Annotated in this window: 1 pseudogene; it reads left to right on the forward strand. The window is 63.3% G+C overall.

Annotation, left to right across the window (positions count from 1 at the left end):
- Positions 1-628: pseudogene (locus tag A3754_RS27060) on the forward strand (MFS transporter); the annotation flags it as partial.
- Positions 629-640: the final 12 nt, after the last annotated feature.

Here is a 640-nt window from a genome sequence, read left to right on the forward strand (position 1 = left end):
CCCGAACGCCAGCCCACGTCGCGAATTGTCCGCGCTGGTCAAACAGCGGGTGCTGTTCACCCTGGGGGTCGCCAGCATCGGTTTCGGCGGCATGTTTTCGGTGTTCAGCTATGTGATGCCCACCCTCACCGAGCAATCCGGCATGGCGGAAAGCTGGGGCCCCATGGTGCTGATGATCTTCGGCATCGGCACCATCATCGGTAACTTTGCCGGTGCCCGCGCAGCAGACGGCAACTTGCTGCGTGCCATACCGCGTATTCTGATCTGGTGTGCGCTGATTCAGGCCGGCTTTTACTTTGCCGCCGATTGGCCCTTGCCCGCCATCCTCTTCGTGGGGCTGGTCGGCACCAGCATGGCACTGGGCCCGGCCCTGCAAACGCGACTCATGGATGTGGCAGAAGACGCCCAGACCATGGCTGCCTCCATGAACCATGCCGCGTTCAACCTGGCGAATGCGCTGGGCGCCTGGCTGGCCGGCGTCACCATCAAGATGGGCGCACAATGGTCCGCCACCGGCCTGGTAGGGGCGGCCCTGGCCATGGGCGGATTGCTGATTTTCCTGGCCGGCCGCAGCCTGGAAAAACGTAACGCCGTTACCACCGGCCTGCCCGCACAGACCGATCAATAACGGAACAGATAG

This window comes from Alcanivorax sp. HI0083 (assembly GCF_001635175.1).